The 20,411-nt window shown below is 73.1% G+C and carries 17 protein-coding genes and 2 tRNA genes; 9 read left to right on the top strand and 10 right to left on the bottom strand.

The window, feature by feature from the left end; all coding sequences use genetic code 11:
• Positions 1–53: 53 nt before the first annotated feature.
• Positions 54–130 (bottom strand) — tRNA-Pro (locus L7D48_RS00370).
• A 113-nt stretch (positions 131–243) separates the two neighbouring features.
• Here L7D48_RS00370 and L7D48_RS00365 point away from each other — a divergent pair.
• Positions 244–314, top strand: a tRNA-Gly gene (locus L7D48_RS00365).
• 81 nt (positions 315–395) lie between these two features.
• Here the strand turns inward: L7D48_RS00365 and L7D48_RS00360 are convergent.
• Positions 396–590, bottom strand: coding sequence for a hypothetical protein (locus L7D48_RS00360; protein ID WP_237875879.1), 195 nt, complete (start codon positions 588–590; stop codon positions 396–398).
• A 501-nt stretch (positions 591–1,091) separates the two neighbouring features.
• Between L7D48_RS00360 and L7D48_RS00355 the strand changes: the two genes are divergently transcribed.
• Positions 1,092–2,324 (top strand): acyltransferase family protein, encoded by a 1,233-nt coding sequence (locus L7D48_RS00355; protein ID WP_237875877.1) that lies wholly within the window; start codon positions 1,092–1,094, stop codon positions 2,322–2,324.
• A gap of 15 nt (positions 2,325–2,339) precedes the next feature.
• Here the strand turns inward: L7D48_RS00355 and L7D48_RS00350 are convergent, their stop codons facing one another.
• The gene (locus L7D48_RS00350; RefSeq protein ID WP_237875875.1) at positions 2,340–3,098 is read right to left on the bottom strand and encodes an endonuclease V; all 759 of its coding nucleotides are present in this window, start codon (positions 3,096–3,098) and stop codon (positions 2,340–2,342) included.
• Positions 3,091–4,245 carry a PP2C family protein-serine/threonine phosphatase gene (locus tag L7D48_RS00345; RefSeq protein ID WP_237875874.1) on the bottom strand — a complete coding sequence of 385 codons (1,155 nt, stop codon included), beginning with the start codon at positions 4,243–4,245 and terminating at the stop codon, positions 3,091–3,093. The genes L7D48_RS00350 and L7D48_RS00345 overlap by 8 nt, the downstream gene beginning before the upstream one ends.
• Positions 4,246–4,359: 114 nt before the next feature.
• On the opposite strand from L7D48_RS00345, the gene L7D48_RS00340 reads away from it, so the two are divergent.
• Entirely contained in the window at positions 4,360–5,589 is a 1,230-nt protein-coding gene (locus L7D48_RS00340; protein ID WP_237875872.1) for a GNAT family N-acetyltransferase, read from the top strand.
• Positions 5,590–5,664: 75 nt separating this feature from the next.
• Here L7D48_RS00340 and L7D48_RS00335 read toward each other — a convergent pair whose 3' ends face one another.
• The 3 genes from L7D48_RS00335 to L7D48_RS00325 are packed head-to-tail and all read right to left on the bottom strand — an operon-like array spanning position 5,665 to position 7,634.
• A complete protein-coding gene (locus L7D48_RS00335; protein WP_237875869.1) occupies positions 5,665–6,501 on the bottom strand; it encodes an Fpg/Nei family DNA glycosylase in 837 nt (278 codons plus the stop codon).
• A 9-nt stretch (positions 6,502–6,510) separates the two neighbouring features.
• Positions 6,511–6,999 (bottom strand): ribose-5-phosphate isomerase, encoded by a 489-nt coding sequence (locus L7D48_RS00330; protein WP_093654430.1) that lies wholly within the window; start codon positions 6,997–6,999, stop codon positions 6,511–6,513.
• A gap of 26 nt (positions 7,000–7,025) precedes the next feature.
• Positions 7,026–7,634, bottom strand: a complete 609-nt coding sequence (locus tag L7D48_RS00325; protein ID WP_237875867.1) for a biotin transporter BioY — start codon at positions 7,632–7,634, stop codon at positions 7,026–7,028.
• 407 nt (positions 7,635–8,041) lie between these two features.
• On the opposite strand from L7D48_RS00325, the gene L7D48_RS00320 reads away from it, so the two are divergent.
• Positions 8,042–9,373: an amino acid permease gene (locus L7D48_RS00320; protein ID WP_374490501.1), complete on the top strand. Its 1,332-nt coding sequence runs from the start codon at positions 8,042–8,044 to the stop codon at positions 9,371–9,373.
• A 252-nt stretch (positions 9,374–9,625) separates the two neighbouring features.
• On the opposite strand, the gene L7D48_RS00315 is transcribed toward L7D48_RS00320, so the two are convergent.
• Positions 9,626–10,273, bottom strand: coding sequence for a DsbA family protein (locus L7D48_RS00315; protein WP_237875865.1), 648 nt, complete (start codon positions 10,271–10,273; stop codon positions 9,626–9,628).
• Between the two features lie 227 nt (positions 10,274–10,500).
• Between L7D48_RS00315 and pepN (L7D48_RS00310) the strand changes: the two genes are divergently transcribed.
• Both pepN (L7D48_RS00310) and L7D48_RS00305 read left to right on the top strand, forming a co-directional pair.
• Positions 10,501–13,113, top strand: a complete 2,613-nt coding sequence (pepN, locus tag L7D48_RS00310; RefSeq protein ID WP_237875863.1) for an aminopeptidase N — start codon at positions 10,501–10,503, stop codon at positions 13,111–13,113.
• Positions 13,114–13,215: 102 nt separating this feature from the next.
• A complete protein-coding gene (locus L7D48_RS00305) occupies positions 13,216–14,298 on the top strand; it encodes a hypothetical protein (RefSeq protein ID WP_237875860.1) in 1,083 nt (360 codons plus the stop codon).
• A gap of 10 nt (positions 14,299–14,308) precedes the next feature.
• Here L7D48_RS00305 and L7D48_RS00300 read toward each other — a convergent pair whose 3' ends face one another.
• The gene (locus tag L7D48_RS00300) at positions 14,309–14,677 is read right to left on the bottom strand and encodes a helix-turn-helix domain-containing protein (protein WP_237875858.1); all 369 of its coding nucleotides are present in this window, start codon (positions 14,675–14,677) and stop codon (positions 14,309–14,311) included.
• A 241-nt stretch (positions 14,678–14,918) separates the two neighbouring features.
• Here L7D48_RS00300 and L7D48_RS00295 point away from each other — a divergent pair, with 241 nt between their 5' ends.
• The gene (locus tag L7D48_RS00295) at positions 14,919–15,992 is read left to right on the top strand and encodes a TerC family protein (RefSeq protein ID WP_237875856.1); all 1,074 of its coding nucleotides are present in this window, start codon (positions 14,919–14,921) and stop codon (positions 15,990–15,992) included.
• Between the two features lie 108 nt (positions 15,993–16,100).
• On the opposite strand, the gene pepN (L7D48_RS00290) is transcribed toward L7D48_RS00295, so the two are convergent.
• Positions 16,101–18,680: an aminopeptidase N gene (gene pepN / locus L7D48_RS00290; RefSeq protein ID WP_237875855.1), complete on the bottom strand. Its 2,580-nt coding sequence runs from the start codon at positions 18,678–18,680 to the stop codon at positions 16,101–16,103.
• 121 nt (positions 18,681–18,801) lie between these two features.
• On the opposite strand from pepN (L7D48_RS00290), the gene L7D48_RS00285 reads away from it, so the two are divergent.
• Together L7D48_RS00285 and L7D48_RS00280 are read left to right on the top strand one after the other, a co-directional pair.
• The gene (locus L7D48_RS00285) at positions 18,802–19,392 is read left to right on the top strand and encodes a DUF1203 domain-containing protein (protein WP_237875853.1); all 591 of its coding nucleotides are present in this window, start codon (positions 18,802–18,804) and stop codon (positions 19,390–19,392) included.
• A 31-nt stretch (positions 19,393–19,423) separates the two neighbouring features.
• Complete coding sequence (locus L7D48_RS00280; protein ID WP_237875851.1) at positions 19,424–20,170, top strand: Clp protease N-terminal domain-containing protein; 747 nt, start codon at positions 19,424–19,426, stop codon at positions 20,168–20,170.
• The last annotated feature ends 241 nt before the right edge of the window (positions 20,171–20,411 follow it).

Below are 20,411 nucleotides of genomic sequence, written 5' to 3'. Positions count from 1 at the left end.
TGGGGCGCCCCGCACGCAGACACGACACAGACAGGCGCGTCTTTCATAGTACGTGGTCGGGGTGGCCGGATTCGAACCGACGGCCTTCCGCTCCCAAAGCGGACGCGCTACCAAGCTGCGCCACACCCCGTCCGTGCGACACGTAGAGTACATGCCGTACGATGCGGAGCGTGCCGCACACGGTTCACGGCCGGCCGGTCGCAGTCTGTATGATCTGCCTGCCCCGTGAACGACGGCGGCGTCGCGGGCGTAGCTCAATGGTAGAGCCCCAGTCTTCCAAACTGGCTACGCGGGTTCGATTCCCGTCGCCCGCTCCGACGGAGAACGGCCCGGTCCTCGGCGAGGACCGGGCCGTTCTCCGTTTCCGGCTTCCGTGCCCGTTTTCCGGGCGCGGCTCAGAAAGTGATCTGGTTGATCGACTCGGCGAGCGAGTCGAGGAAGCGGTTGATCGACGGGGCGATGCCCGTGGAGGCCAGGAAGAAGCCGAAGAGGATCGCGACGATCGCGGGCCCCGCCTTCAGCGAGCCGCTGCGCATGAGAACGACCATGATGATCGCCAAGAGCAGCACCACAGACAGTGAAATGGCCACAACTGATCACACCCTCGGTCGCAACGCCTCTGCGCCGGCAACGCCGGCCCGGGGACCCTCCACCGCGCCCCCGGCGTGACCATCGTGCCACCAACTGCCGTGTCAGTGGAGGCAGGTGGAGGATCGGCGGGCCCCGGGCGTGTCAGCGCACCGGTACACCGGAGCGCCCCGGCGGCGCCGGCCGGGCCGGCACCGCCGGGCACCGGTGTTTCGGATCGGATCTTCCGAGAACATTCCCAATGACTTCACCACTGGAATTGGGCGGTGCCGCGGGCCGCGCCGGACGGGGAAACGCCTCCGGGGAAAGAGCAGCACACATCCGGGGGACAAGTCCGGAATACACGGAAAGAAAGGGCGGGCGAATGGAACTTAACGGACATAATCCGGAGGAGGCCTCCGGCCGCTGTCCGTCCGGGGGGCGCCGGTCGCAATTCCCCGTTCCGGGGGCGGGGAGACCTCCTCGGATTTACCTCCGGATGGGTTCCCACTAAGGTGCGGCAGATGTTCCAAGTCGGCCATGAGCGCTCCCCGCTCCCTCCCGCCAGGCCCGACGCGGCCGCCCCGTCCGCCCCGTCCGCACCGGAGACCGTGCGGCCCGGGCCGGGAGGCGGAGCGGGAGGAGCCAAGCAGCGGGACGCCTTCTTCGACAACGCCAAGTTCCTGGCGATCGCGCTGGTCGTGGTGGGACACGCCTGGCGGCCGGTGATCGACGACTCGCGGGCGGTGCTGGCGGCCTACAACTTCGTGTACGCCTTCCACATGCCGGCCTTCATCATCGTCTCCGGCTACTTCTCCCGCAGCTTCGACATGCGCCCGAGCCGGGTGCGGCGGCTGGTGACCGGTGTACTGGTGCCGTACCTGATCTTCGAGACCGCCTACAGCCTGTTCAGGAAGGTGGCGGACTCCCCGGAGCACCCCATAAGCCTGCTCGATCCCTGGTACCTGACCTGGTTCCTGATCGCGCTGTTCGTGTGGCGGCTGACGACGCCCGTCTGGAAGGCGCTGCGCCGGCCTCTGCCGGTGGCCCTGGGCATCGCCCTGCTGGCCTCCGTGTCGCCCGACATCGGCAACGACCTGGACCTCCAGCGGGTGCTGCAGCTCCTGCCGTTCTTCGTCCTCGGCCTCTGCCTGCGCCCCGAGCACTTCGAGCGCGTACGGCGGCGCGAGGTGCGGCTGCTGAGCGTCCTCGTGGCCGCCGCGGCACTGGTCTTCGCCTACTGGTCGGGGCCCCGGATGAACTTCGAGTGGTTCTACCACAACAGCAGCGGCCAGGAACTCGGCGTGCCCTGGTGGATCGGCGTCGCCATGAAACTGGCGATGTTCGCCTGCTCGCTGGTGCTGGCCGTCTGCTTCTTCGCCTGGGTCCCCCGGCGCCGCATGTGGTTCACCGCGCTGGGTGCGGGGACGCTGTACGCCTACCTGCTGCACGGCTTCCTGGTGCAGGCCTCGCGGATCTTCGGGTGGTACGACGAGTTCCCGTGGATCACCACTCCGGCCGGCATCGTCGCGCTGACGATCGGCGCCGCGGCCCTGGCGGCGCTGCTGTGCAGCTCGCCGGTGCGGCGGACGTTCCGGTTCGCGATGGAGCCCAGGATGGACTGGCTCTTCAAGCGCGACGCCGCCGAGACGGCCCGGCGGCGCTCCGCCGCACCGGCCGGTTCCGCCGAGACGTCCGGGACGGCGGTGTCCTCCGGGACGGCCCCCCGGGCAGCCGGGACGTCCGGCTCGCGCTGACCGCCCCCCGGGGTCTCACCGCTCCGCGGCGCCGTACGGCTCCCGCAGGCCCTGTCCGATCTCCCTCAGGACCCTGCGGCTGAGTCCGTCGGCGCCGCGCGTCGTCTCCGGCAGCCGGTGGCGCGGGGTCAGGCGCAGGGTGTGGGCGCAGGCGTGGTCCAGTCCGATCCCGTGCCCGGCGGAGACGAAGACCGGCCGGACACCGGGCCGGGTGCGCAGCGCGCGGCCCACGGTCTCGGCCGGGGTGGAGCTCCGGTCCAGCAGCGGCGAGGTGTCGCCCCGCCGCGGTCCCGGCTCGGTGTGGTCGAAGACGAAGGGCGACTTGGCGACCCCGAAGCACGGCAGCCCGGTCAGCACACCCAGATGCACCGCCAGCCCGGCCCGCCGGGGGTGCGCGTAGCCGTAGCCGTCGCAGACCACCAGATCGGGTGGTGTGCCGAGCTTCTCCAGCGCGGCCAGTACCGGCGGCAGCTCGCGGAAGGCGAGCAGGCCCGGGATGTACGGGAAGCGGCTGCGGCCGGTGTGGACGGCCTCCTCCAGGACCTCCAGGCTCTCCGCGTCCAGCACCACGGCCGCCGCGACCAGCAGGTCGCTGCCCTCGTCGTAGGTGACGTCGACCCCGGCGATCCGGCGCGCCTGCCCGGGCGCCGGTCCCGGGCCCACCGGATCGGCCGCGGCCCGGATCCGCTCCTGCTCGGCCACCGCCTCCGCCTCGGTGGCGGGCCACCGGGGCCCGCCGGCCGTGCCGGCCGTGCCGGCCTCGTCGTCAGTCACGGCGGATCAGCAGCAGGGCCCGGTCGTCGTTGACGTCGCGGGCGACGGCCTCGATCAGATGCCAGGCCGCCCCCTCGAAACCGGCGACGACATAGCGGTCGGCCTCCCCCGTCAGCCGGTCGATGCCCTCGCTCAGCTCTCTCTCGGCGGTCTCCACCAGACCGTCGGTGAAGAGCATCAGAACGTCGCCGGGGCGCAGGCTGCCCTTGACCGGGTCGAACCGGGCGCCGTCGTAGACGCCCAGGAGCGGTCCCTCGGCGTTCTTCTCCTCCCAGCGGCCGCTGCCCGCGTTGAGCTGGAGGGCCGGCACGTGGCCCGCGGAGAACAGCTCGTAGTCTCCGCTGTCGAGGTCGAGGACGAGGTGGACGGAGGTCGCGAAGCCCTCCTGCCAGTCCTGGCGCAGCAGGTAGTCGTTGGCGGCCGGGAGGAAGGCGTGCGGGGGCAGGGAGCCCAGCAGCCCGCCGAAGGCGCCGGACAGCAGCAGCGCGCGGGAGCCCGCGTCCATGCCCTTGCCGGAGACGTCGGTGAGGACGGCCTCCAGGGTGCGGCGGTCGGGCCCGGTGAGGGTGGCGACGACGAAGTCGCCGGAGAAGGACTGCCCGCCCGCCGGGCGCAGCGCCATCTCCCGGTGCCAGCCCGCGGGCAGCTTCGGCAGCTTGCTCTGGACGCGGATGCGTTCGCGCAGGTCGAACAGCATGGTGTTGCCGCGCCGCCAGGGGACGCCGACCCGGCTTCGGAACTGGGCGATCAGCAGCCCGGAGAGCCCGACCGCGCCCACCACCAGGACCGTCCCCGGTGTGACGCGGCCGGGCCCGGCCGTGTACGGGCCGAGCACGGTGGCCTCCACGAGCAGGGCGCCGGCCGCGGCGGCGTACAGGACCAGCAGGCTGGCCGGGCGCAGCAGCAGGCCGCCCGCGATGACCGGCAGCACCAGGCCCTCGGGCGCGAACCACAGCGGCTCGGCGGCGGTGGCGTAGGCGAGGGCGGGGACGGTGGCGAGCAGGGCGACGAAGGCGATCCAGTCGGACCCCTCGCCGCGGAAGTAGTCGACCGCGGAACGGCGCAGGACGGTGCGGGCCCGGTGGACGGCCTTGCGGGCCTGGTACAACCGGGGCGCGGGAGGGGTCTTGCCCGTGCGACCTGCCATGTCAGGGACCTTATCCACCCGTTCGGGGGTCCGTCGATTCCCGACATGGGATGACCTGAAACGGTGTTCGATAACCAGTCGCCCCGTCTCCACCTCCCTGATAGGGATGGGCGCATGACGAGTACGGATCTGCGGACGCTGCGGCCCGAGGAGTGGGACGACTGGTACGGGAAGCTCGAACTCGCCTTCGGGGAGTCCGAGCCGCCCGAGGCCCGGGCGCTGTGGCGGGAGCTGACGGAGTTCGAACGGTCGGTCGCCGTCCGGGACGGGGAGGAGATCGTCGGTACGGCCGGCACGCTCTCCTTCCGCATGTCGGTGCCCGGTGGGGCGATCGTGCCCACCGGCGGGCTGACGATGGTCAGCGTGGCCGCCACGCACCGGCGGCGCGGCATCCTGACCGCCATGATGCGGCGGCAGCTGGACGACGTACGGGCGGCCGGGGAGCCGCTGGCGGTGCTGACCGCCTCGGAGCCGGCGATCTACGGTCGCTTCGGGTACGGCGTCGCCGCCCGCCATACGCGTGCGCTGATCGACACGGCCCGGGTGCGCCTGGAGGTGCCGCCGGGTGCGGACGGGGTCCGGCTGCGGAACGCCGATCCGGTGGCGGTGCTGGAGGAGTGCGAGGCGCTGTACGCCCGGCGGGTGCCTTCCCGGCCCGGCATGCTGGAGCGGCGTCCGGGCTGGGAGCGGCAGGGGGTGCTGGATCCCGAGGCCTGGCGGGAGGGCGCGTCGGCGCTGCGCTGTGTGCTGGCCGAGGCGGACGGCGGACTGCGCGGGTACGCCCGGTACTCCGTCAAACCCCAGTGGGACGCGGCCGGGCCGAACGGCACGGTGGTGGTGCACGATCTGGAGGCGCTGGATCCGGCGGCGTACGCGGCGCTGTGGCGCTTCCTGTTCGGGATCGACCTGACCTCGGCGGTGGAGGCGAGGTCCCGTCCGGTGGACGATCCGCTGTTCCACCTGGTCAGCGACATCCGGCGGTGCGGGCTCGGTCTGCGTGACCTGCTGCACCTGCGTCCGGTGGAGGTGGGCGCGGCGCTGGCGGCCCGCCGCTACGCGGCGCCGGTGGACGTGGTGCTGGAGGTGGAGGACGCCTTCTGCCCCTGGAACACGGGCCGTTGGCGGCTGACCGGTGACGCCTCGGGCGCCTCCTGCGAGCGCACCGGCGACGCGGCCGAACTGTCCCTGGGGGCGAGGGAGTTGGGCGAGATATACCTGGGCGGTACGTCCCTGGTCGCACTGGCGGGCGCCGGGCGGGTGCGGGAGCTGCGCCCCGGGGCGCTGGCCGGGGCCGCGACCGCGTTCTCCTGGCCCGTCGCTCCGTGGCTGCCGCACGGCTTCTGACCGCTCGGGCCCAGGGGACCCGGGCTTCTGGGGGCCGGGCTCCTGGGGTACGAGAGGCCGACGGGCCCCGACGGGTCAGGGCTTCTGGCAGCCGGGGCACCAGAACAGGTTGCGGGCGGCGAGCGGGGCGGTGCGGACCTCCTCGCCGCAGATGTGGCAGGGCATCCCGGCCCGGCGGTAGACGTACACCTCGCCGCCGTGGTCGTCCACGCGCGGCGGGCGGCCCATGGCCTCGGGGGTGTGCTCGGGGCGTACGGTGTCGATGCGGTTGTTCCGTACGCCCTCGCGCATCAGCCCTGCCAGATCCGCCCAGACCGCCTCCCACTCGGCGCGGGCGAGGTCCCTGCCCGCCCGGTAGGGGTCGATGTTGTGCCGGAAGAGGACCTCGGCGCGGTAGACGTTGCCGACGCCCGCGACGACCTTCTGGTCCATCAGCAGAGCGGCGATCGTGGTGCGGCTGCGGGAGATCCGGGCCCAGGCCCGCTCGGGGTCGGCGTCGGGGCGCAGCGGGTCGGGGCCCAGGCGGCCGGTGACCGCGTCCTTCTCCGCCGCGGTGAGCAGCTCGCAGGTGTTGGGGCCGCGCAGGTCGGCGTAGGCCGGGGGCGCCTCCGCCGTGACCAGGCGCAGGCGTATCTGTCCGACGGGGGCGGGGGGCCCTCCCTCGCCGAGGGCGAAGGAGCCGTACAGGCCCAGGTGGATGTGGATCCATTCGCCGTCGGCCTCCCCCGGGGTGTGGGGGAAGCCGAGGAAGAGGTGCTTGCCGTGGGCGTCGGCGCCGCTCATCGTCCGGCCGTCGACGAGGGCGGCTCCGCCCTCGAAGCGGCCCTGGGGGCTGGATGCGCGCACGGGCCGGCCGCCGAACCTGTCGTCGAGGTCGGCGGCCAGCCGGTGGATGGTGTGGCCTTCCGGCACGGGTGCGGTTCAGTCCTGCTGGGGGTGGTGGGCGGGGACGGGCGGGAGGTTCCCGGTCCGCTCGTACGACGAGAGCATGTCGATGCGGCGGATGTGCCGCTCGTCGCCGGAGAACGGGGTGTCGAGGAAGGCCTGCACGAAGGAGACGGCCTCCTCGGTGGTGTGCATCCGGGCGCCGACGCTGATCACGTTGGCGTCGTTGTGCTCACGGCCCAGCCTGGCGGTCTCCACGCTCCACGCCAGCGCGGCCCGCACTCCCTTGACCTTGTTGGCGGCGATGGCCTCGCCGTTGCCCGAGCCGCCGATGACGATGCCCAGGGAGTCCTCGTCGTCGGCCGTCTGCTCCGCGGCGCGCAGGCAGAAGGGCGGGTAGTCGTCGGCCGCGTCGTAGATGTGGGGGCCGCAGTCGACGGGCTCGTGCCCGGCCTCCTTCAGCCACTGGACGAGGTGGTTCTTCAGTTCGTAGCCGGCATGGTCGGAGCCGAGGTACACGCGCATGGGACGGAAGTCTATTCGGGGCCGGGTCAGGACTTGCGCCCGACCAGCTTCCAGGCCGCGGGGAGGGCTCCCATGGCCAGGGCCGCCTTGAGCGCGTCGCCGATCAGGAAGGGCACCAGACCGGCGGCGACGGCCTGGCCGGCGGACATGCCCGTGGCCAGCGCCAGGTAGGGGACGCCGACGGCGTAGATGATCGCGGTGCCCACGGCCATGGTCCCGGCGGTGCGCAGTGCGCCGCGGTCACCGCCGCGGCGGGCCAGGGCGCCGACGGCGACGGCTGCCAGCAGCATGCCGATGACGTAGCCGAAGGAGGGCATCGCGGCGCCGGAGGCGCCCTCGGCGAACCACGGCATTCCGGCCACGCCCGCGGCGGCGTACAGGCCCATGGAGGCCAGGGCTCGGCGGGGTCCCAGGCCGGCGCCGAGCAGCAGGGCGGCGAAGGTCTGGCCGGTGACGGGGACGGGTGAGCCCGGCACGGGGACCGCGAGCTGCGCGGCCACCCCGGTGAGCGCGGCGCCGCCGAGGACCAGGGCCGCGTCGCGCAGGCGGGCGCGGGCGGCGGTGGAGGCGGGCAGGACGTCGGCGAGGACGGCGCCCGGGCGGACGGTGGCTGTGGTGGTGGCAGAGGTGCTCATCACGGCTCCGGTCTCGTGAGGACTTCGGGGGACGCCCCGACGTTAACCGACGTTAGCCCCGGCGCCCCCCGTGAGATTGGCGACAAAGAAGGGCAGGTCCAGCTTGTGGGAGGCGGCTGGAGGGCGCCTGGAGCGGCGCGCCCGCCGGCGTGCGCCGCGGTCCGCACACGGAGTGACCAAGGTGTCCGGATAACGGACAGGGAGGCGGGGGACGTTGCCGCCGACCGGGTCTGACACCCACACTGACCGAGGCGGAGCCAACTGTTCCGCTTCCCCCGACCCCCTGGACGGCACCTTCCCCATGTCCGGCACGCCCGATGTGAAGACCACCGCCTCCCCCCCACCCGAAGGCGGACGGCACCGAGCACTCCGCCCTCTCCCACGGCCTCAAGCAGCGCCATCTGTCGATGATCGCCCTCGGCGGCGTGATCGGCGCCGGCCTCTTCGTCGGCTCCGGTGCGGGCATCGCCGCCGCGGGCCCGTCCATCGTCCTGGCCTACGCCGCCTCCGGACTGCTGGTGATGCTGGTGATGCGGATGCTCGGCGAGATGTCCGCCGCCCACCCCGCCTCCGGCTCCTTCTCCGTGCACGCCGAGCGCGCGATCGGCCCGTGGGCGGGCTTCACCGCCGGCTGGATCTTCTGGGTGCTGCTGTGCGTGGCCGTCGCCGTGGAGGCGCTGGGCGCGGCGACGATCATGACGGGCTGGCTGCCGGGCACCCCGCAGTGGCTGTGGGTCGCCGTCTTCATGGCGGCGTTCACCGGCAGCAACCTGCTGGCCGTGCGGAACTTCGGCGAGTACGAGTTCTGGTTCGCCGCGCTGAAGGTCGCCGCGATCGTCCTGTTCATCCTCCTGGGCCTCGTGGCCGTCCTGGGCCTGCTGCCCTCCACCCCCTCCCCCGGTCTGGACAACCTCACCGGGCAGGGCGGCTTCCTGCCCAACGGCGCGGAGGGCCTGGTCGTCGGCCTGCTGGCCTCGGTCTTCGCCTACGGCGGGCTGGAGACGGTGACCATCGCCGCGGCCGAGTCGAAGGACCCGGTGCGGGGTGTGGCCAGGGCCGTGCGCACGGCGATGTGGCGCATCGCCGTCTTCTACGTCGGCTCGATCGCGGTGATCGTCACGCTGATCCCCTGGGACGACGATTCGGTGCTCTCCGGCCCGTACGCCGCCGTGCTGGACCACATCGGCGTCCCGGCCGCCGCCGAGGTCATGAACGTGGTGGTGCTGGTCGCCCTGCTGTCGGCCATGAACGCCAACATCTACGGCGCCTCGCGGATGGCGTACTCGCTGGTCGCCCGGGGCGAGGGCCCGGCCTTCCTGGGGCGGGTCGGCGGCGGGGTGCCGCGCCGGACGGTGGTGGCCTCGGCCGCCTTCGGGTTCTTCGCCGTGCTGCTGAGCTTCTGGTGGCCCGACACCGTCTTCGCCTGGCTGCTGAACATGGTGGGCGCCGCCGTGCTGGTGGTGTGGGGCTTCATCGCCGTCTCCCAGCTCATCACCCGCCGCAGGCTGGAGCGTCAGGCACCGGAGCGGCTGGTGGTGCGCATGTGGCTGTTCCCCGCGCTGACCTGGCTGTCACTGGCGGGGGTGGCCGCGGTGCTGCTGCTGATGCTGCGCGAGGGCGACACCCGCACCCAGCTCGCCTTCACCGCCGGGCTCACCCTGGCCCTGTCCGCGGCCGGGCTGGTGCGGCAGCGGCGGGCCGCCGCGAGGGCGAGCGCCCAGCCGGCGCGCGGACGTTAGCCGCCGCGCGTCCGCGCGCCCCGGCGCGCGCTGTTGCCCGCCCATTGTTGTTGCACATAATGTGCAACAACAATGGGCGGCGGATCCCGCGCACCGCACGGCCTCCCCGTCGCGCCGGGTCCCGCCGCTCCCGCACCGCCCGCCGCCCACGCGGTCGTCTTCTCAGCCTTCGCGCATCACGGGCGGCGGGCGGTGCGGGAGGCTTCCCTCCGTGGACGGGAGCAGGGCGCGGGAACGAGGCGGAACGAGGGCTCAGTCGAACTTCGGGTCCTCCGTGCGGGTCCGCTTCAGCTCGAAGAAGCCGGGGGTGGAGGCGACCATCAGCGTGCCGTCCCACAGCCGGGCCGCGGCCTCGCCCTTGGGAGCCGGAGTGACGACCGGGCCGAAGAAGGCGGTCTGCTTCCCGTCCGCGCCCGGTACGGCGATCACCGGGGTGCCGACCTCCTGGCCGACCAGGCTGATGCCCTCCTCGTGCGAGGCGCGCAGCCGCTCGTCGTAGACCTCCGTGTCGGCCGCGTCCGCCAGTTCCCCGGGAAGACCGGCCTCCTTCAGCGCGTCCACGATCGTGGCGCGCTCGTTGGGCAGGCCCCGGTTGTGGAAGCGGGTGCCCAGGGCGGTGTAGAGCGGGCCGAGCACCTCGGGGCCGTGCTTCTGCTCGGCGGCGATGAGCACGCGCACCGGGCCCCAGCCGGCCCGCATCAGATCGACGTACCGCCGCGGCAGCTCGTCCAGCCGGTTCTCGTTGAGCACCGACAGGCTCATCACGTGCCAGCGCACCTCGACCGGGCGGACCTTCTCCACCTCCAGCATCCAGCGGGAGGTCAGCCAGGCCCACGGGCAGATGGGGTCGAACCAGAAGTCGGCCGGGGTCCTGCTCGCGGTCTCGGACGTCTCGGGCATGCGGATCTCCTCGTCGTACGAATGGTGCGGGTTCCCTCCCCGCCGGCGCGCACGGACGGCGGCCGTCGTGCGGACGGCCGCCGGGGTGCTTGACGGGAACGCCCGGGGCCCGCGCGCTGATTCCCGCGCGGCCGTCCGACCGGCCGGTCGACCGGCTGCGCACAGGCCGGGGGCCGCATGAAATCCTGGCCCTTCGTTGTCGAGACGCGAGACGAGGGAGTCACGCCGTGCCCGGTGAGAATCTGACCCGTGACGAGGCCCGGGAGCGCGCCCGGCTGCTGACCGTGGACGGGTACGACATCGCGCTCGACCTGCGCTCGGCGGTCGGGCCCCACCCCGGGGACGGCCCGCGCACCTTCCGCTCCACCACCACCATCCGCTTCCGCTGCGCCGAGCCCGGCGCCTCGACCTTCGCCGACCTGCTGGCCCCGGCGGTCGCCTCGGTGACGCTCAACGGCCGCGAGCTGAACGCGGACGAGGTCTTCGACGGCACGCGCGTCGCGCTGGACTCCCTGGAGGCCGACAACACCCTGACCGTGGACGCCTGGTGCGCGTACAGCCGCACCGGCGAGGGGATGCACCACTTCCTCGACCCCGAGGACGGGGAGACCTACCTCTACACCCAGTACGAACCGGCCGACGCCCGCCGGGTGTTCGCGAACTTCGAGCAGCCCGACCTCAAGGCGCCCTTCACCTTCACCGTCACCGCCCCCGAGCGGTGGACGGTGCTGAGCAACGGCGCGCGCAACGGCGAGCCGGAGCCGGTCGGGGACGGCGCGGCCGTCTGGCGCTTCGAGACGACCAAGCCGATCTCGACGTACATCACCACCGTCGTGGCCGGCCCCTACCACCACGTCACCGACATCTACCGGCGCGAGTTGCCCGGCGGCGGGGAGCTGGTGATCCCCCTGGGCGCGCTGTGCCGCAGGGGGCTGGCCCGCCACTTCGACGCCGACGAGATCTTCACCGTCACCAAGCAGGGCCTGGACTTCTTCCACGACCACTTCGACTACCCGTACCCGTTCGGCAAGTACGACCAGGCGTTCGTGCCCGAGTACAACCTCGGCGCGATGGAGAACCCGGGCTGTGTGACCTTCCGCGAGGAGTTCGTCTTCCGGGGCAAGGTGACCGACGCCTCCTACGAGGGGCGGGCCAACGTCATCCTGCACGAGATGGCGCACATGTGGTTCGGCGACCTGGTCACCATGGAGTGGTGGGACGACCTGTGGCTCAAGGAGTCCTTCGCCGACTTCATGGGCTCCTTCTCGATGGTGGAGGCCACCCGCTTCACCGACGGCTGGATCACCTTCGCCAACCGCCGCAAGTCCTGGGCGTACCGCGCCGACCAGCTGCCCTCCACCCACCCGATCACCGCCGACATCCGTGATCTGGAGGACGCCAAGCTCAACTTCGACGGCATCACCTACGCCAAGGGCGCCTCCGTCCTCAAGCAGCTCGTGGCGTACGTGGGGCGCGACGCCTTCCTGGAGGGCGCGCGGCGGTACTTCAAGCGCCACGAATGGGGCAACACGCGGCTGGAGCACCTGCTGTCGGTGCTGGAGGAGACCTCCGGACGCGACATGGGCGAGTGGGCGCGCGCCTGGCTGCAGACCGCCGGGGTCAACTCCCTCACCCCGCAGGTCGTCCACGACTCCGCGGGCCGGATCACCGAGCTGGCGGTCGTCCAGGAGGCGGCCGACGAGTACCCGGTGCTGCGCCCGCACCGGGTGGCGGTCGGCCTGTACCGGCGGCGGACGGCGGGGGGCGCGCTGGAGCGCTACGCCCGCGCGGAGGTGGACGTCACCGGCGTGCGGACGGTCGTGGAGGAGCTGGCGGGCGCCGAGCGCCCCGAACTGATCCTCGTCAACGACGACGACCTGACGTACTGCAAGGTCCGCTTCGACGAGGCGTCCCTGGACACCCTCCGCTCCCACCTGGGCTCGGTCACCGACAACCTGGCCCGCGCGCTGTGCTGGTCGGCCCTGTGGAACCTCACGCGCGACGCGCTGATGCCCGCCCGCGACTTCCTCGACCTGGTGCTGCGCTTCGGCGGCCGGGAGTCCGACATCGGCGTGGTGCAGATGCTGCACGCCTGGGCGCGCACCGCCCTGGTGCACTACGTCGCGCCCGAGTGGCGCGAGGAGGGCGCGCGGCTGCTCGCCCAGGGCGCGCTGCGGCATCTGCGGCAGGCCGAGCCGGGCGGCGACCACCAGCTCGCGTGGGCACGGTTCTTCGCCGCCGTCGCGCACGACGAGCACGACCTCCAGGTGCTGGACAGGCTGCTGGAGGGCACGGGCCGGATCGACGGGCTGGAGGTCGACCAGGAGCTGCGCTGGGCCTTCCTGGAGACGCTGGCCTCCCAGGGCCTGGCCGACGAGGCGCGGCTGGCGGCCGAGCTGGTCCGCGACGACACCGCCTCCGGCAAGCGGCACCAGGTGCGCTGCCTGGCCGCGCGGCCGTCGGCCGAGGTCAAGGCGCGGGCGTGGACGGACGTGGTGGACTCCGACCGCCTGTCCAACGCGCTGGTGGAGGCGACCATCTCGGGCTTCGACCAGCCGGGGCAGCGGGAGCTGCTGGCGCCGTACGCGCCCCGGTACTTCGAGGTGATCGAGCGGGTGTGGGCCGAACGCTCCATCGAGATCGGCATGTCGGTCGTGCGCGGCCTGTTCCCCGCGCTCCAGGACGGCCCGGCCGTGCTGGAGCGGACGGACGCCTGGCTGGCCGCGCACGAGGGGGCCGCTCCCGCGCTGCGGCGCCTGGTGCTGGAGGCCCGCGACGACACGGCGCGGGCCCTGCGGGCGCAGCGCCGCGACGCGGCCGCCCATGCGGCGGGGAGCTGATCGGCGCTCGAACGCCCGTACTTTAGGACGGGCTTGTCCGCGTTCGTCGACGGGTGCGTAACAGAGGTTGGCGGGCGGAACGCGGGTGGGAATCGCGGGGACATGAGCCATGAGACCCCCGTTTCCCCCCGCCCCGTCCGCCGTCTGTCGCACGTACGCCGCCGGGTGGTGACGGCCCGCACGCTGCGCGAGAACGGCGTGTCGGCCGCCGCCGCCGGCGAGCGCTGCCGGCCGGGCGGCCCCTGGCGGATGCCGCTGCCGGGCGTCTACCTGCTGCACCCCGGGCCGCCGACCGGCGAGGAGCGGCTGCACGCGGTGCTGCTGTACGCGGCGGGGCCGGACCGCGTGCCGGGGCGGGTCCCGGCCGGGCCCGGCGACCGCGCCGGAGACCGAGGGGCCGGCCGTACCGCCTTCCGCGAGGCACGGGCGGTGATCACCGGGCCGGCCGCGCTCGCCCTGCACGGCTTCTCCTCCACGCCCCCGCTGTCCGCCCTGGAGCACATCGACGTGCTGGTGCCGCACACCCGGCGGCTGCGTCCGGCCGGCTGCGCCCGCGTGGTGCGCACCCGCCGCCTCCCCGTGCCCGAGGAGATCACCGGCCTGCCCGTGGCCCCGGTGGCCCGGGCGCTGGCCGACACCGCCGCCCGTACCGGTGACGCGGTGGCGGTGTGCCGGATGCTGACCGAGGCGGTGCGCGGCGGCCACTGCGAGGCGCGGGCCGTGCTCGGCGAGCTGGCCCGGGCCCGGCTGCTGGGGCGCCCGCAGCTGGCGGAAGCCGTGGACGTGCTGCTGGCCGAGAGCCGGTCGGTGGCCGAGAGCCTGCTGTACGGCCTGGTCCGCGCCCACGGCCTGCCCGAGCCCTGCTGGAACGTCGACCTCCGGCTGCCCGGCGGCCCCCACCTCGGCGGGGTGGACGCCTACTGGCCGGAGCGGGCCGTGGCCGTCGAGATCGACGTCCGCGACGCCACGGACGCGCGGGGCGGCACGGGCTCGCGGGGCGGCGCCCGCCCTCCGGCGTACGCCCGCAAACGCGAGCGGCTGCGGGGTCAGGGCGTCACGGTCGTCCACCTCACCGCGGCCGCGCTCCGCGACCGCCCCGCGCGGCAGGCCGCCGTGGTCCGCACCGCCCTGATGACCGCGCCGGAGCGCGGGCCGCTTCCATACGTGGAGGTCCTGCCGCGGTGAACCCCAACCCTCAGGCGCCGGAGGCCTCCCGGTCCTCCTCCCCGGGTGCCGCCGCCCGGGAGGTGGTGGAGGCCGGGGGCGCCTCGCGGTGGAGGAAGGTGTCGAGCAGGTCCCCGACGGGGTGGTCCGCCTCCGAGGGGTGGCGCAGGGAGACGGTGGGGTCGACGGTGTAGCGGTTGCGCCTGCCGACCCGGGTGCGGCTGAGGTATCCGGCGGCCTCCAGGTCGGCGACGATCGCCTGGGTCGCGCGTTCGGTGATGCCGATGGACGCCGCGACGTCCCGCAGCCGGACCTCGGGGTCGCGGGCGATGTGCAGGAGCACGCGGGCGTGGTTGGTGAGGAAGGTCCACCGGTCGCCGCGGGAGAGGGAGGCGGTCATGCCTCCATCGTACGATCCGCGCTTCGCGTGTCACTCCTGAAGGGCGCTCCGTGATTAGCGAAAAACTTTTCGCGTAATGGTTGACGCACTCCCTCTTTGGGGTGACTCTTGGGGATATGACCGTTTCCGCGCGGGAAGGCGGATCCGCCATGACCGCCCCGCACCTCCCGCCCCGGCCGATCGCCGCCGGCACCGCGCCGAACCCGCCGAACCCGCCGAGGACAGAAGGAACCCGATCCCGTTGAACGACCCGTCACTGACCGTCCCCCTGTGGGTGTGGGCCGCCTTGACCCTGGGCATCGCCGCGATGCTCGCCGTCGATCTGCTCGCCCACCGCGACAACCACGTGATCGGCTTCCGCGAGGCGGCCGTCTGGAGCGCGGTGTGGATCGCCGCCGGCCTGGGCTTCGGCCTCGTGCTGTGGGCCTGGCAGGGCGGCGACACCGCCGGCACCTACTACGCGGGCTACCTGATCGAGAAGGCCCTCTCGATCGACAACGTCTTCGTCTTCGCCCTGGTCTTCTCGTTCTTCGCCGTGCCCGACGCCTACCAGCACAAGATCCTCTTCTGGGGCGTGATCGGCGCGCTCGCCGCCCGGCTGGTGTTCATCTTCGTCGGGGCCGAGCTGCTCCAGGTCTTCTTCTGGACCGCCTACCTCTTCGGCGCGTTCCTGATCTGGACCGGCTGGAAGATGGCCTTCTCGCACGACGAGGAGGTCCACCCCGACCGCAACCCGCTCGTGCGGCTGGTGAGGAAGGTCGTCCCGACCGACTCCCGGTACCACGGCGACCGCTTCTTCGTGCGGATCGACGGGCGCCGGGTGGCCACCCTGCTGTTCGTCGCGCTCGTCGCGATCGAGGCCACCGACCTGATCTTCGCCATCGACTCGGTCGCCGCCGTCCTGGCCATCACCACCGACACCTTCCTGGTGTGGACGGCCAACGCCTTCGCCGTCCTGGGCCTGCGCAGCCTGTACTTCTGCCTGTCCGGGCTGCTGCGTCGCTTCACCTACCTCCACTACGGGCTGGCGTTCCTGCTCGTCTTCGCCGGTGTCAAGCTGATCCTGTCCGAGACCCCCGTCGGCAAGCTCCCCATCCCCGTCACCCTCGGGGTCATCGCGGCCACCATCGCCGTCTCGATCGGCTGGTCCCTGGCGGCCACCCGCTCCGGGGACGGGGAAGGCGGCGACGGCGATGACGACAGGGCCGGCAGGGCCGGGGAGGCCGACCGGTCCGAGGTGACCGGGGAGTCAGGGGAGAGGATCGAGGACGCCTCCGGTGGGACCGCCGCGCCGCGCGGCACCCCGTCCGGCTGAGAGACCCGGGAAATCCCTCGGGAACACCGAGACGAGAACACCGAGAAGGGGGCGGTGCCCGCGCACCAAGGCGCGGGCACCGCCCCCTTCGACGGGGCCTCCGGAGCGTCAGACGGCCGCCGCCGCGTCCGCCGCCTGCGCCTTCAGCGCCCGCTCGATCCCCGCGCGCGACTCCGTCACCAGGCGGCGCAGGGCCGCGCTGGGCTCGGCCGACTCCAGCCAGGCGTCCGTGGCCCGCAGCGTCTCCTCGGAGACCTGGAGGGCCGGGTAGAGGCCGACCGCGATCTGCTGGGCCATCTCGTGGCTGCGCGACTCCCACACGTCCTTGAGCGCGTCGAAGTACTTCGCGGTGTACGGGGCGAGCAGCTCGCGCTGGTCGGTCTGGACGAAGCCGCCGATGACCGACTCCTGCATGGCGTTGGGCAGCTTGTCGGACTCCACGACCGAGGCCCACGCCTGGGCCTTGGCCTCCCGCGTCGGCCGGGCCGCCCGCGCCGCCGCCGCGTGCCGCTCGCCGGCCGAGGTGCGGTCGCGCTCCAGCTCGGCCTCGATGGCGGCCTCGTCCGCGCGCCCGGTGGCCGCGAGGCGGTGGAGCAGGGCCCAGCGCAGCTCGGTGTCCACCGTCAGGCCCTCGATCTCCTCGCTGCCGTCCAGCAGTCCGGCGACCAGACCGAGCTGCTCGTCGGTGCGGGCGGTGGCGGCCAGCGCCCGTGCCCAGGCGAGCTGGTGGTCGCTGCCGGGCTCGGCCGTGCGCAGCCGCTCCAGCGCCGCCTCGGACCAGCGCAGCAGCCCGGTCTCGCGCCAGCTCGGCGCGGCGTACAGGTCCAGGGCCAGCTTGACCTGCCGCTGGAGGGACTGGACGACACCGATGTCGGACTCCTTGCCGATGCCGGAGAGCACCAGCTCCAGGTAGTCGCGGGCGGCCATCTCGCCGTCGCGGGTCATGTCCCAGGCCGAGGCCCAGCACAGGGCGCGCGGCAGCGACTCGGTGAAGTCGCCCAGGTGGCCGGTGACGGTGGCCAGGGACGCCTCGTCGAGCCGGACCTTGGCGTAGGACAGGTCGTCGTCGTTGAGCAGGACCACCGCCGGACGGCGGGTGCCGGCCAGTTCGGGCACCTCGGTGCGCTCGCCGTCCACGTCCAGCTCGATCCGGCCGGTGCGCACCAGCTTCCCGTCCTCCAGCTCGTAGGAGCCGACGGCGATGCGGTGCGGGCGCAGCAGCGGCTCGCCCTTGGCGCCCGCCGGCAGGGCCGGGGCCTCCTGGCGCACGGCGAAGGAGGTGATGACGCCGTCTTCGTCCACCTCGATCTCCGGGCGCAGGACGTTGATGCCGGCCGTCTCCAGCCACGCCTTCGACCAGGTCTTCAGATCCCGGCCGGAGGTCTCCTCCAGGGCGGTGAGCAGGTCGGTCAGGCGGGTGTTGCCCCAGGCGTGCCGCTTGAAGTACGTCTGCACGCCGCGGAAGAAGGCGTCCTGGCCGACGTAGGCCACCAGCTGCTTGAGGACGGAGGCGCCCTTGGCGTAGGTGATGCCGTCGAAGTTGACCAGGACGTCGTCCAGGTCGCGGATCTCGGCCATGATCGGGTGCGTGGAGGGGAGCTGGTCCTGGCGGTAGGCCCAGGTCTTCATCGAGTTGGCGAAGGTCGTCCACGCGTGCGGCCAGCGGCTGCCGGGGGCGGCGGCCTGGCAGGCGATGGAGGTGTAGGTGGCGAACGACTCGTTCAGCCACAGGTCGTTCCACCACTCCATGGTGACCAGGTCGCCGAACCACATGTGGGCCAGCTCGTGCAGGATCGTCTCGGCACGCACCTCGTAGGCGGCGTCCGTCACCTTGGAGCGGAAGACGTACTGGTCGCGGATGGTGACGGCGCCCGCGTTCTCCATCGCGCCCGCGTTGAACTCGGGGACGAAGAGCTGGTCGTACTTGGCGAAGGGGTAGGGGTGGTCGAACTTCTCCTCGAACCAGTCGAAGCCCTGGCGGGTGACCTCGAAGATCGCGTCCGCGTCCAGGTGCTCGGCCAGTGAGGGGCGGCAGTAGACGCCCAGCGGGACGCTGCGGCCCCTGCCGTCCTCCCAGCTGCTGTGCACCGAGTGGTACGGGCCGGCGATCAGCGCGGTGATGTAGGAGGAGATGCGCGGGGTCGGCTCGAAGCGCCAGACGTTCCGGCCCTGCCCCCCGGGCTCCGGGGTGGGCGAGTTGGAGATCACCGTCCAGCCCTCGGGAGCGGTGACGGTGAAGGCGAAGGACGCCTTCAGGTCGGGCTGCTCGAAGCAGGCGAAGACGCGGCGGGCGTCGGGCACCTCGAACTGCGTGTAGAGGTACGCCTGGTCGTCGACGGGGTCGACGAAGCGGTGCAGGCCCTCGCCGGTGTTGGTGTAGGCGCAGTCGGCGACGACGCGCAGCTCGTTGCGTCCGGCGACCAGGCCGGGCAGAGCGATGCGCGAGTCGGCGAAGGCCTCGGCGGGGTCGAGGGACTCGCCGTTGAGGACGATCTCGTGCACGGCCGGGGCCACCAGGTCGATGAAGCTCTCCCGGGCCTCGCGCGCGTCGAACCTCACCGTGGTGGCCGAGCGGAAGGTTCCCCCCTCCTGCGCGCCGGAGAGGTCGAGCTCGATCTCGTACGAGTCCACCTCGAGCAGACGGGCCCGCTCCCGCGCCTCTTCGCGCGTGAGGTTCGTACCAGGCACCTGCGTCATCTCCTTCGTGCGTCCGGATTTCGGGCTCCGGCCATCCTCGCACGCCCGCTCCGGGGAACGTGATGACCTTTTCCCGCCGGTACCTGCGGCGATACGGAGCGACAGTGGGGGCATGACGACCCACGGCACTTCCCACGGCACCCCTGTCCGGCCACCCCGCCACACCCCTCTGCCCATACCCCCGTCCGTACTGGAGCGACTGCGCGCCGAGGACGACGCCGGACGCCCGGCGCTGCCGTTCGCCGACGGCGAGGGAGGCGCCCCGCTGCGCTGCTGCCTGCGGCTCTCCCGGCCCGGCGAGCGGATCGCCCTGGTGACGTACGCGCCGCTGCGGCGGTGGGCGGCCCGCACGGGAACGGACCCGGGCGCGTACGACGAGCAGGGCCCGGTGTTCGTCCACGCCGCGGAGTGCGGCGGGCCCGGCCCCCGGGAAGCGTTCGGCTACCCGTTCGCGCGGCCGGGGGTACGGCGGGTGCTGCGCCGCTACGACGCCCGCGGGCGTATCGCCGGAGGGCTGCTGGCCGAGCTGCCCGGGGACCCGGGGACGGGCGTCACCGCCGTCCTCGACGCCGCTCTGGACGAGGCGTTCGCCGATCCGGGGACGGCGCTGGTCCACGTCCGGGCGGTGGAGTACGGCTGTTTCCAGTTCGAGGTGCGCGGGCCCGTGGAGGGACTTGGCCGAGAATCGTCAACCTCGGGTTGACGGCCTGATGTCGTCAACTTACGGTTGACGCATGGAGAATCCGACACCCGTCACGGGCACCGTCCGCCTCGACGACCTGATCGAGGGCATCAAGCAGACCGAGTCCGACGTCCTGCGGCAGCTTTCCACCGCGGTCCTCGCCGCGGAGCACCTCGGCGAGGTGGCCGACCACCTGATCGGCCACTTCGTGGACCAGGCCCGGCGCTCGGGCGCCTCCTGGACCGACATCGGCCGGAGCATGGGCATCACCAAGCAGGCCGCCCAGAAGCGCTTCGTCCCCAAGGGCTCCGCGCCGGATCTCGACCCCTCCCAGGGGTTCGGCCGGTTCACCCCCCGCGCCCGGAACGCCGTGGTGGCGGCGCAGAACGAGGCCCGGACCGCGGGCCACGCCGAGATCCGGCCCGAGCACCTGGGCCTGGGCCTGCTGAGCGAGCCGGACGGGCTCGCCGCGAAGGCCGTCACCGCACAGGGCGTGACGGCGGAGGCGGTCCGGGAGGCCCTCACCGCGGCGCTCCCGCCCGCGGCCGGCGACGCGCCCGAACTCGTTCCGTTCGACGCGGGGGCGAAGAAGGCGCTGGAGCTCACCTTCCGCGAGGCGCTGCGGCTGGGCCACAACCACGTCGGCACCGAGCACGTCCTGCTGGCACTGCTGGAGTTGGAGGACGGCGACGGCCCGCTGAGCGGCCTGGGCGTCACCAAGGCGGCCGCCGAGGCGTACGTCGCCGAGGCACTGGCCGCGTTCGCGGCCGCGCGGGGCGGCTCGCAGCCCGAGGAGTGAGCCGGAGGGCGTGGGGCGGGGAGGCCGGGAGGTGAACTCCCGGTCTCCCCGGTGAACGCGCGGCCGGCGGGACATGACGGACGCGGCCCCGGGTGATCGATGAGCCCTGTTCGGCGCCGTACGTTCGCACGCCGTTGGAACGCGGGTCACCGCGGCTGCCGACGATCCCCGGTGGGTGGGGGAACGCCCCGCCCCAAGGCGCCGCGTTCGCATCCGGGGAGAGACGCCCATGTCCCGCAGC

It is taken from the genome of Streptomyces sp. ICN903 (assembly GCF_022015835.1).
GTDB lineage: Bacteria > Actinomycetota > Actinomycetes > Streptomycetales > Streptomycetaceae > Streptomyces > Streptomyces fenghuangensis.
The sequence above is the reverse complement of the archived record's forward strand: the minus strand, read 5'-3'. Positions and strand labels throughout refer to the sequence as shown.

Coding starts and splice junctions, on each gene's coding strand:
- L7D48_RS00355 (WP_237875877.1), top strand. CDS start 1,092: ATGTTCCAAGTCGGCCATGAGCGCTCCCCGCTCCCTCCCGCCAGGCCC.
- L7D48_RS00345 (WP_237875874.1), bottom strand. CDS start 4,245: ATGGCAGGTCGCACGGGCAAGACCCCTCCCGCGCCCCGGTTGTACCAG.
- L7D48_RS00340 (WP_237875872.1), top strand. CDS start 4,360: ATGACGAGTACGGATCTGCGGACGCTGCGGCCCGAGGAGTGGGACGAC.
- L7D48_RS00330 (WP_093654430.1), bottom strand. CDS start 6,999: ATGCGCGTGTACCTCGGCTCCGACCATGCCGGCTACGAACTGAAGAAC.
- L7D48_RS00325 (WP_237875867.1), bottom strand. CDS start 7,634: ATGAGCACCTCTGCCACCACCACAGCCACCGTCCGCCCGGGCGCCGTC.
- L7D48_RS00320 (WP_374490501.1), top strand. CDS start 8,042: ATGATCGCCCTCGGCGGCGTGATCGGCGCCGGCCTCTTCGTCGGCTCC.
- L7D48_RS00315 (WP_237875865.1), bottom strand. CDS start 10,273: ATGCCCGAGACGTCCGAGACCGCGAGCAGGACCCCGGCCGACTTCTGG.
- L7D48_RS00305 (WP_237875860.1), top strand. CDS start 13,216: ATGAGCCATGAGACCCCCGTTTCCCCCCGCCCCGTCCGCCGTCTGTCG.
- L7D48_RS00300 (WP_237875858.1), bottom strand. CDS start 14,677: ATGACCGCCTCCCTCTCCCGCGGCGACCGGTGGACCTTCCTCACCAAC.
- L7D48_RS00285 (WP_237875853.1), top strand. CDS start 18,802: ATGACGACCCACGGCACTTCCCACGGCACCCCTGTCCGGCCACCCCGC.
- L7D48_RS00280 (WP_237875851.1), top strand. CDS start 19,424: ATGGAGAATCCGACACCCGTCACGGGCACCGTCCGCCTCGACGACCTG.